We start from the raw sequence: 9,915 nt of genomic DNA on the forward strand, positions 1-9,915 counted from the left end.
CAGCACGCCGTGCTCGTCACCACCGTTGGCGAAGTCCAGGCCCTCGGGCAGCCACACGCGCGGCAGACCGCTGTCGATGGCGTGGCTCTTGTGGCCAGCATCGATCACGGCGCGTCCCTCGGGGCGGCTCATCACCTGTGCCTTGACGAAGAGGGCGTGCTCGAAGGCGGGCGACTCGCCGTCGGCGGTGTTGGCGGCGTAGTCGGCGTCCATGAACAGGTAGGAGCCGGCTTGCAGCTCGCCCCACTGGCCGCTGGCCGCCTCATGCACGAAGGTGCCGGTGCCTGCGCCGGTGACCAGTGGCAGCGCCAGGCCCGCGCCCTCGATGAGCGCGCGCGTGCGCGCCACGGCCTGGGCGGCGCGCGCCACGGTGTCGCGGCGTTCCTGCGGCGTGCGCTGGTGCTGGGCCGCCCCGTGGTAGGCCTGCAGGCCCGCCAGGCGCAGCGCGGCGTGCGCCGCCACGGCGTGCGCCAGGGCCAGCGCCGGCTCGCCCGGCGCCGCGCCGCAGCGACCATGGCCCACGTCGATTTCCACGAACACGTCGATGGCGCCCGGCCCTCGCACGCCGGCCGCGGCCAGGGCCTGTGCGAGGCGTTCAACGCCCAGCGCGCTGTCCACGGCGATGGCGAAACGGGTGCCGCCCGCGCGAACCGCGCGCGCCAGGCGCGTCAGCTTGGCCGGGTCCACCACTTCGTTGCTGATGTAGACGTCCGTCACGCCGGCGGCGGACAGCGCCAGCGCCTCACCGATCTTCTGCACGCACACACCCACCGCGCCGTGCGCCATCTGCAGCTTCGCCAGTTCGGCGCACTTGTGCATCTTGGCGTGCGGGCGCAGGCGCAGGCCGCGCGCCTGGCACCAGTCGGCCATGCGGTGCAGGTTGCGGTCCATGGCGTCCAGGTCGATCACCAGCGCGGGCGTGTCGATGGCGGCCACGCCCTGGCCGATCAGGCCCGCGAAGCGCTCAGGCGTTGCGCTCATCGAGCACTCCTTCGTCGTCGGGGACTTGCAGGTGGCTCACGTCGCCCCAGCCCACCAGCGCCAGGCCTTCGGGCGACCACAGCAGGCGGTTGACGGCGCAGTTGGCCAGTTGCCAGCTGCGCGGCGCCTGCAGTTCCAGCCGGGTGGCGGCGCGGTACAGCACGTCCAGCACGCCGCCGTGCGCCACCAGCAGAATCTGCTCGCCCGGGTGGCGCGCGGCCAGTTCCAGCGCCGTGCCGACCACGCGCTCGCGCAGTTGCAGCAGGGTCTCGCCACCGGGTGGCGCGAAATCGGGCATGCGCTTGCGCCAGGCCAGGGTCTCGGTGGGGTAGCGCAGCTCCAGTTCGTCCCAGGTGTGGCCTTCGAAACGGCCGAAGCTGCGCTCGCGCAGGCCGATGTGCGCGTGCACCGGCAGATCGCGCGTGTCGGCCACCCCCTGGGCGGTGACCCGCGCGCGCTTGAGGTCGCTGCTGTAGATGGCGGTGATGGGCTCGTCGCGCAGGGCGTGCGCCAGCCGTTCGGCCTGCCAGCGGCCGTGGTCGTTGAGGTCGATGTCGGTGTGGCCCTGGATGCGCGTGTCGCGGTTCCAGGCCGTTTCACCGTGGCGCACGGCCAGGATGCGGGTGACTTGCAAGCGTATTCCCGGAGAGAGGGTCGGTCTGGATGAAATGTACCGGCCCTTGCGACACAATGCCGCGCATGGCCACGCCCCCCGATGGCGACTTCTCCTCGCTGTTCAACTTCCTGCCGATCGGCGCTTACCGCAGCGCCCCCGATGGCCGGATGATCCGGGCCAATGAGGCCCTCGTGCGCTTCAACGGCCATGAGAGCGAGGCGGCGCTGATCGCCAGCGTCGGCAACATCGCCACCGAGTGGTACGTGGACAGCCGGCGCCGCGAGGACTTCCGCAGCCTGCTCGAGCGCGACGGCTTCGTTCGTGGCTTCGTCTCGGAGGTGTACCGCCACAAGACGCGCGAACGCGCCTGGGTCAGCGAGAACGCGCACATCGTGCGCGGCGCCGACGGCCAGGTGCTGTTCTACGAAGGCACGGTGGAAGACATCACCGAACGGGTCGCGCAGCAGCGCGACATCCGCGAACAGCAGGACCGCATGCAGGCGCTGGCCGACCAGATCCCCGGCATGGTGTTCTCGCTTGTCGTGCACCACGACGGCACGCGGCGCTACCGCTACGTGAGTTCGGGCGTGCGCGACCTGCTGGGCGTGCTGCCCGAGGCTTTCCTGCGCGACCCGACCACCATCACGCGACTGCTGCACCCGGACGAAGCCCCGCGCCTGGCGGCCGAAACCCGGGCCTTGCTCGGCGGCAAGGCGGTGCTCTCGGGTGAGTTCCGCGTCGTCACGCCCGAGGGCGTGCTCAAGTGGGTGCACAACCGCTCCTGTGAGGTCTACCGCGACGACGAGGGCATCCACCGCGTGGGCGTGCTGCTCGACATCACCGAACTCAAGCGCATGGAGGAGGCCCTTCACCGCAGCGAGGCCTTGTGGAAGATGGCGCTGGAAAGCGCCGGCGACGGCGTGTGGGACTGGAACCTGGAAACAGGCGAGGAGTACCTGTCCGACAGCCTGCTCTCCATGTACGGCTACTCGCGGGAGGACGTCCACGGCGTGGCCGCTGATCTGGACGAGCGCACGCACCCCGACGATGTGGCCGGCATGCTCGCCGCGCGGCAGGCGCATTTCGAAGGGCGCACGCCCGTCTACCGCAACGAACACCGCATCCGCACGCGCGATGGGCGCTGGATCTGGGTGCTCACGCGCGGTACCGCGGTGGCGCGCGACGCGCAAGGCCGGCCGCTGCGCCTGGTGGGCACGCACACCGACATCACCGAGATCAAGCAGGCCGAGGAGCAGCAACGCCAGTTCGAGGCGCAACTGCGCGAGCGCCAGAAGATGGAGGCCATCGGCACGCTGGCCGGCGGTGTCGCGCACGACTTCAACAACCTGCTGGCGGCCATCCTGGGCAACCTCGTGCTCGCGCGCGAAGACGTGGGCCCCGAGCACCCCGCGCAGGAGAGCCTGAGCGAGATCAGCCGCGCAGCCATTCGCGCGCGCCAACTCGTGCAGCAGATCCTCACTTTCAGCCGGCGCGACGCCCAGATCATGGAGCGGCGCCTGTTGCGGCCGCTGATGGATGAAGCCCTTCGCCTGATGCGCACGCTCCTGCCGGCCGGCGTGCGGCTGACGTCCGCGCTGGACGGTCCGCCGCTGCCCGTGATGGCCGATGGCACGCAACTGCAGCAGGTGCTGATGAACCTGTGCACCAACGCCTGGCAGGCCTTCGAAGGGCGCGCGGGCGACATCACGGTGGCCTTGCACGAAGAGGCGGTTGACGCGGCGCGCGCGCTGCAGCTCGGTGGCCTGAGCCCCGGGCTCTACGCCTGCCTGAGCGTGGCCGACAACGGGCCGGGCATGGACGCCGACACGCAGCGGCGCGTGTTCGAACCTTTCTTCACCACCAAGGCGCCCGGGGCGGGCACGGGCCTGGGGCTCGCTGTCGTGCACGGCATCGTCAAGGCCCACAAGGGGGCCATCGCGCTGGACAGTGCGCCGGGTCGGGGCACGCGTTTCGACGTGTACCTGCCGCTGGCGCCCGAGGGCGCGTCGGCCGACGAGCCCGCCGCCGTGCCCGAACCCGCGAGGCTGCCCGCGCTGGAAGGCCGGCACCTCGTGTACGTGGACGACTACGAGGCCCTGGTGTTCCTGGTGCGCCGCCTGCTGACCAAGCGTGGCGCGCGCGTCACCACCTTCGAATCGAGTCAGGCCGCGATCGACTGGCTGGCCGGGCACGAGGACGAGCCGATCGACCTGCTGGTGACCGACCAGAACATGCCGGTGCTGTCGGGCCTGGAGGTGGCGCGCGCCGCGCTCGCCCGGCGACCGGCGCTGCCGGTGGCCATCGTCTCCGGGCACGTGAGCGAGGCATTGGTGACCGAGGCCGAGGCCCTGGGCGTGCGCGCGGTGCTGCCCAAGCAGGACAACATGGACGCGCTGGCGCAGGCCATCGGCGCGCTGCTGGAAGCCGCGGACCGACCGCAGTTGCCGGCCTGAGACGCCGCGCGGGAGGCCGTGGCCTCAGCGCGGCACTTCGATGTTGACCTGACGCATGCCCGCGGGTGGCGTGGGGAAGCCTTGCAAGGCCGCGTCGAGCATGGCCGTCCACAGCGCGGGCGTGCTGTTCCAGCGGCCGTCGTGCGCGGCGCGTGTCTCGTACACCACGCGCCCGCTCGCGGCGTCGCGGATCACCAGCGACACCGTGCGCTGGTAGTACGGCGTCTCGAAGCGCGGCGCCATCATGGGGAAGAACACCACCTGGCCGGAGCCGGTGACGACGTAGTCGCGCCCCGGCATGGCGAAGGGGTAGCCGCCGTACGGCCCCCAGCCCCAGGTGTCCCAGGGGTCTTCCCAGGGCGCGCGGGGCAGGCGCACGTTGCTGGCGTTCACCTGCACGGCCCAGGGGGCGGACACATTGGCGGCGGCGCGCGTCCAGCCCAGCTTGGCCAGCGAGGCCTCGGCGTAGCGCTCCAGTTCGTCCTGGCCGCGTCCGCCGCGCTGTTCCTGTTGTTGCGAGGGCAGGCGCTCGAACCGATAGACCTGCGGCGGCGCGGGCACCGCCGCGTTGGCCGCGCGGTCCTGCCAGCGCGGAAAGCTCTCCACCTGGTTGTCGACCAGGATGACGGACGCGCAGCCCGACAGCAACAGCGCGGCGAAGGCGAGGATGAGAAGGCGGATCGAGGGCATGGACGTCTCCTGGCGTTGAAGCCCCTCGTGGCTGGCGGTCAGCTGGCTTCGGTGGCGATGGGTATGACCGTGCGGGCCGCGGGCGGGTTCCCTGCCGCCGTGGGTTCGCTTGCCTCGGCGGTGACCGATGGCGTGGCCAGCGGCTCGTCGTCGAAGGCCTTGTCGCCGTTGTCGTCCGGCACGCCGCTCGCCCGCAGGGTTTCAAAAGGAAACAGCGCGCGGTCCATCAGGTGGCTGGGCACCACGTTCTGCAGCGCACTGGCCATGTTCTCCACCCGGCCGGGGTACTGCTTCTCCCATTCGCGCAGCAGCTTGCCCACCTGCTTGCGTTGCAGGTTCTCCTGGCTGCCGCACAGGGTGCAGGGAATGATGGGGAACTGGCGCACCTCGGCCCAGCGCGTGAGGTCTTTCTCGGGCACATAGGCCAGCGGGCGGATCACCACGTGCTTGCCGTCGTCGCTCACCAGCTTGGCCGGCATGCCCTTGAGCTTGGCGCCGAAGAACATGTTGAGCAGCAGGGTCTGCAGCATGTCGTCGCGGTGGTGGCCGAGCGCGATCTTGGTGGCGCCGAGTTCGTCGGCCACGCGGTAGAGGATGCCGCGGCGCAGCCGGCTGCACAGGCTGCACAGCGTCTTGCCCTCGGGGATCACGCGCTTGACGATGGAGTAGGTGTCCTGGTTCTCGATGTGGAACTTCACGCCGAGCTTGCCCAGGTACTCGGGCAGCACGTGCTCGGGAAAGCCCGGCTGCTTCTGGTCGAGGTTGACCGCGATGAGTTCGAAGTTCACCGGTGCGCGCTGCTGCAGCTTCATCAGGATGTCGAGCAGGCCGTAGCTGTCCTTGCCGCCCGAGACGCACACCATCACGCGGTCGCCTTCCTCGATCATGTTGTAGTCGACGATGGCGCGCCCGACCTCGCGGCACAGCCGCTTCTCGAGTTTGTGGTTTTCCAGTTCGATGTTCATTGCCATTCCTTCAGGGTCACCACTGCCCGCTTTCCATGCGGATCGCGACCTCGCAGTCCTCGAAGATCTCCAGCTTGGCGATTTTCACGCGCACGCCGATCACGCCGGGCAACTGCATGAGCCGGCGCGTGAGCTTGCCGATCAGGCTCTCCAGCAGGTTCACGTGCTCGGCGGTGCACTCGTCGATGATGATCTGGCGCACCTTGCGGTAGTCGAGCACGTGGGTGATGTCGTCGTCCTTGGGCAGCAGGGGCTGCGTGCCCTGGTTCAGTTCGGCGTCCACCTGGATGGGCTGCGGCGCGTGTTTCTCGCGGTCGAGGATGCCGAGGTTGGCGTCGAAGCGCAGCCCGGTGAGGGTCAGGATCTGGGTGGCGGCGGTCGTGGGGATCATGCGGTCCTCACATGAGGGAGAAATCGCGCTCGAAGCGCATCAGGTGCTGGCCGCCATCCACCAGCAGCGTGGTGCCGGTGATGGAGCCGTTGTCCAGCGCGAAGGCCACGGCGGCGGCCACGTCGGCCGGGGTGGACGATCGGCCCAGCGGCGATTGCTGGTGCAGTTGCCGGAACTTCTCTTCGCTGAGCAGGTGGCTGGTGAGCGTGAGCCCCGGCGCCACGCCCACCACGCGCACGCGGGGCGCCAGCGCCAGCGCCAGCATGGTGTTGGCCGCCTCCAGCGCCGCCTTGGACAGGGTGTAGCTGAAGAAATCCGGGTTCATGTTCCACAGCTTCTGGTCGAGCAGGTTCACCACCGCGCCGCGCGCATCGCGCTCGCCCAGGTGCGCGTGCAGGGCCTGCGCCAGCAGCACGGGCGCGCCGGTGTTGGCGCGCAAGTGGGCGTCCATGGTGGCGAAGTCGAAGCTGCCGGCGCTGTCGTGCTCGAAGGTGGAGGCGCTGTTGACCACCGCGTCCACCGCGCCGAAGCGCGCCGCCACGGCGGGCAGCAGCGCGCGCACGCTGGCCTCGTCGGACAGGTCGGCGAAGAAGGTGTGGGCGCTGCCGGCGCGCCCGCTGGCGGCCTCGCAGTCGGACGCGGTCTGGCGCGCCTCGTGCAGCGAATGGCGGTGGTGCACCGCCACGTTCCAGCCGGCCCGCGCGAGGGTGATGGCGATCTCCCGGCCCAGGCGCCGGCCGGCGCCGGTGACCAGCGCGGTGCGGGGCGTTGGAGGGGAGGGCATGGGTGACAATCGGCGCGTGAACGCCCCATTCGTGAACCAGCCCGGGAGTGTAGCCAGCCCCTTGACGGCCCGCATCCTGACAGCCATTGACGCGGCCGGCGGACAGATGTCCTTCGAACGCTTCATGAGCATGGCGCTGTACGAACCGGGATTCGGCTACTACGCGGCGGGCACGCCCAAGTTCGGCCACTTCCCGTCGCAGGGCAGCGATTTCGTCACCGCGCCCGAACTCACGCCGCTGTTTGCCCGCGCCCTGGCCCGCCAGGTGGCGCAGGCCCTGGCGGCCACCGGCACGCAGGAGGTCTGGGAATTCGGCGCCGGCAGCGGCGCGCTGGCGGCCGAGCTCATCGCCGAGCTCGACGCCCTTGGCCAGCCGGTCGCGCGCTACACCATCGTCGATCTGCCGGGTGAACTGCGCGCGCGCCAGCGCGAGCGGCTGGCGGCATTCGGCGATCGCGTGCGCTGGGCCGAGGTGCTGCCCGATCGCATCGAGGGCGTGCTGCTGGGCAACGAGATCCTCGACGCCATCCCCGTCACACCGCTGGCGCGCGTCGGAGGCGTCTGGCACGAGCGCGTGGTGGTGCGGGCGGGCGACGGCTTTGCCTGGGCGGACCGGCCCACCACCCTGCGCCCGCCCCTGGACGTGCCCGGCGAGCACGACTACTGCACCGAGGTGCATCCGCAGACCGAGGCCTTCGTGCGCACCATCGCCGATCGCCTCGTGCGTGGCATGGCGCTGTTCATCGACTACGGTTTTCCCGAGGCCGAGTACTACCACCCCCAGCGCCACATGGGCACGCTGGTGGCACACCGCGCGCACCAGGTGGACGACGAGGTGCTGGACCGCCCCGGCGAGAAGGACATCACCGCGCACGTGAACTTCACCGGTGTGGCCCTGGCGGCGCAGGACGCGGGGCTGGACGTCATCGGCTACACCAGCCAGGGGCGCTTCCTCATCAACCTGGGCCTGGTCGAACTCTCGCAGGGCGCCGACCCGCGCGAGCGCTCGCGCATGCAGATGCTGGTGCACGAGCACGAAATGGGCGAGCTGTTCAAGGTCATCGCGCTGACCCCATCGGGTGGCGGAGCCGGCTGGGTGCCGATCGGCTTCGCGCACGGCGACCGCACGCACCGGCTCTAGGAAGGTGGCCCGTGATCCGCTGGATGATCGTCATCTTCCTGGCCCTGCTGCTCATCAGCTGGGCCACGCCGCTGCTGCGCCGCCTGGGCCTGGGCCGTCTGCCGGGCGACTTCCATTTCCGCGCCTTCGGCCGCGAGTGGTTCCTGCCGTTTGCGAGCACCGTGCTGCTGAGTCTGGTGGCGAGCCTGATCGGCTACCTGATCTGAACCCCGGGCGGGGGCTTGCAATTCCTGCCGATGGCCGTCATCTGGGGACATGGACGCCACCACCCCTCTGCACGTCGTTTGCCCGCATTGCGGCACCACCAACCGGCTCGCGCCGGATGCGCTGGGCAGCGCGCCCGATTGCGGTCGCTGCCACCGGGCCCTGTTCACCGGTGGGCCGGTGGCGCTGGACGAGGCCGGGTTTCGCAAGACCGTCGAGAAGTCCGACCTGCCGGTGCTGGTGGACTTCTGGGCGCCCTGGTGTGGCCCCTGCCGCGCGATGGCGCCGCAGTTCGAAGCGGCGGCGCGCGAACTCGAGCCGCGCGTGCGGCTGGTGAAGCTCAACACCGAAGAGGCGCCTTCGCTGTCGGCGGCCATGAACATCCGCAGCATCCCCACGCTGGCGCTGTTTTCGGGCGGTCGGGAGATCGCCCGCCAGCCGGGTGCCATGGGCGCGGCGGACATCGTGCGCTGGACGCGCGCCCACCTGCCGCGTTGAGGCGGGCCCGGCGGCGCTCGGCCTATCATCCGTCGCCATGAGCGACACCCCTGCACCCACGGGCGGCCGCCTGTTGGCCGACATCGGCGGCACCAACGCCCGCTTCGCCTTCCAGTCCGCGCCCGGCGAGCCCTTGAGCGACGTCCGCGTTCTGCCCGTGGCCGACTACCCTCACGTGCAGGACGCCGTGCGCGACTACCTCTGCGGCCTGGCGCCGCGCACGGTGCGCGCGGCGGCCATCGCCATCGCCAACCCCGTCACGGGCGACGAGGTGCGCATGACCAACCACCACTGGGCCTTCTCCCAGCGCGCGCTGCGCGAGGCGATGGGCTGGGAGCGCCTGCGCGTGCTCAACGACTTCACCGCGCTGGCCCTGGCCCTGCCGGTGCTGCCGGCCGCCGATCTGCGCCAGGTGGGCGGCGGCCAGGCCGTGCCGCGCGCCGCGCGCGCTTTGCTGGGCGCCGGCACCGGCCTGGGCGTGTCGGGCCTGCTGCCCTGCGGCGACCACGGCTGGGCGCCCCTGCAGGGCGAGGGCGGTCATGTCACGCTGCCGGCGGCCACGCCGCGCGAGCGCCTGCTCATGGACGCGCTGGCGGCCCGCTACGGCCGCGCCTCGGCCGAGCGCGTGTGCTCCGGCACGGGCCTGATCGACAGCTTTCGCATCCTGTGCGAGGCCGATGGCGTCACCGTGCAAGGCATCGAGCGCGCCGCCGACGTGACCGAGGCCGCGCTGCGGCACGGCCAGCCGCAGGCGCTGGAGACACTGCAGCTTTTCTGCGCCTTGCTGGGCTCGGTGGCCGGCAACCTCGCGCTCACGCTGGGCGCACGTGGCGGCGTGTACCTGGGCGGCGGCATCGTGCCGCGCCTGGGCACCTGGTTCGACAGCTCGCCGTTTCGCGCCCGCTTCGAGGACAAGGGCCGCTTTGGCGACTACCTGGGCGCCATTCCGGTGTGGGTGATCACCGCGCGCGAATCGCCCGCGCTGCTGGGCGCGGCGCGCGGTCTCGACGGCTTGGACTGAGACCCGCCTTGCGCTAACCTGACCCCTCGTCGATCGCACCAGGAGATGCCATGACCACCCCGCTCAGAACCGTGCTCGTCTTCACCCCCGAGGATCAGGCCTGGCTGCGGCGCATGCAGTTGGTGGTGCCCGACTACTGGCGCGGCCATGGCGCCGCGCCCATTCCCGGCG

At 70.9% G+C, this 9,915-nt stretch carries 11 protein-coding genes; 5 read left to right on the forward strand and 6 right to left on the reverse strand.

Features of this window, described 5'->3' with window-relative positions; all coding sequences use genetic code 11:
• Together GTO19_RS11035 and GTO19_RS11040 are read right to left on the reverse strand one after the other, a co-directional pair.
• Positions 1–981: alanine racemase (locus tag GTO19_RS11035; RefSeq protein WP_291020980.1), on the reverse strand; the 981-nt coding region annotated here is incomplete at its 3' end.
• Complete coding sequence (locus GTO19_RS11040; protein ID WP_291020981.1) at positions 965–1,615, reverse strand: histidine phosphatase family protein; 651 nt, start codon at positions 1,613–1,615, stop codon at positions 965–967. The genes GTO19_RS11035 and GTO19_RS11040, both read right to left, overlap by 17 nt.
• A gap of 65 nt (positions 1,616–1,680) precedes the next feature.
• On the opposite strand from GTO19_RS11040, the gene GTO19_RS11045 reads away from it, so the two are divergent.
• Complete coding sequence (locus tag GTO19_RS11045) at positions 1,681–4,050, forward strand: PAS domain-containing protein (RefSeq protein WP_291020982.1); 2,370 nt, start codon at positions 1,681–1,683, stop codon at positions 4,048–4,050.
• Between the two features lie 24 nt (positions 4,051–4,074).
• On the opposite strand, the gene GTO19_RS11050 is transcribed toward GTO19_RS11045, so the two are convergent.
• Genes GTO19_RS11050 through GTO19_RS11065 form a run of 4 tightly spaced genes read right to left on the reverse strand, consistent with a single transcriptional unit; the run spans position 4,075 to position 6,880 of the window.
• A complete protein-coding gene (locus GTO19_RS11050) occupies positions 4,075–4,740 on the reverse strand; it encodes a DUF4136 domain-containing protein (protein ID WP_291020983.1) in 666 nt (221 codons plus the stop codon).
• A gap of 38 nt (positions 4,741–4,778) precedes the next feature.
• Positions 4,779–5,705 carry a tRNA 2-thiocytidine(32) synthetase TtcA gene (ttcA, locus tag GTO19_RS11055; protein ID WP_291020984.1) on the reverse strand — a complete coding sequence of 309 codons (927 nt, stop codon included), beginning with the start codon at positions 5,703–5,705 and terminating at the stop codon, positions 4,779–4,781.
• A 16-nt stretch (positions 5,706–5,721) separates the two neighbouring features.
• Positions 5,722–6,096, reverse strand: coding sequence for a dihydroneopterin aldolase (locus tag GTO19_RS11060; RefSeq protein WP_070400359.1), 375 nt, complete (start codon positions 6,094–6,096; stop codon positions 5,722–5,724).
• 7 nt (positions 6,097–6,103) lie between these two features.
• Positions 6,104–6,880, reverse strand: coding sequence for an SDR family oxidoreductase (locus tag GTO19_RS11065; RefSeq protein ID WP_291020985.1), 777 nt, complete (start codon positions 6,878–6,880; stop codon positions 6,104–6,106).
• Here GTO19_RS11065 and GTO19_RS11070 point away from each other — a divergent pair.
• From GTO19_RS11070 to glk, 4 genes are read left to right on the forward strand one after another with little or no spacing between them, the layout of a single operon-like run.
• Positions 6,879–8,021, forward strand: a complete 1,143-nt coding sequence (locus tag GTO19_RS11070) for an SAM-dependent methyltransferase (RefSeq protein WP_291020986.1) — start codon at positions 6,879–6,881, stop codon at positions 8,019–8,021. The two genes, GTO19_RS11065 and GTO19_RS11070, sit on opposite strands and share 2 nt — an antisense overlap.
• Positions 8,022–8,032: 11 nt before the next feature.
• Positions 8,033–8,227 carry a DUF2905 family protein gene (locus GTO19_RS11075; RefSeq protein WP_291020987.1) on the forward strand — a complete coding sequence of 65 codons (195 nt, stop codon included), beginning with the start codon at positions 8,033–8,035 and terminating at the stop codon, positions 8,225–8,227.
• A gap of 49 nt (positions 8,228–8,276) precedes the next feature.
• On the forward strand, positions 8,277–8,723 hold the full coding sequence (trxC, locus tag GTO19_RS11080) for a thioredoxin TrxC (RefSeq protein WP_291020988.1): 447 nt from the start codon (positions 8,277–8,279) through the stop codon (positions 8,721–8,723).
• A gap of 37 nt (positions 8,724–8,760) precedes the next feature.
• Positions 8,761–9,744 carry a glucokinase gene (glk, locus tag GTO19_RS11085; RefSeq protein WP_291020989.1) on the forward strand — a complete coding sequence of 328 codons (984 nt, stop codon included), beginning with the start codon at positions 8,761–8,763 and terminating at the stop codon, positions 9,742–9,744.
• The last annotated feature ends 171 nt before the right edge of the window (positions 9,745–9,915 follow it).

The sequence above is a fragment of the Hydrogenophaga sp. genome (assembly GCF_011772445.1).
Taxonomy (GTDB): Bacteria; Pseudomonadota; Gammaproteobacteria; order Burkholderiales; family Burkholderiaceae_C; genus Hydrogenophaga.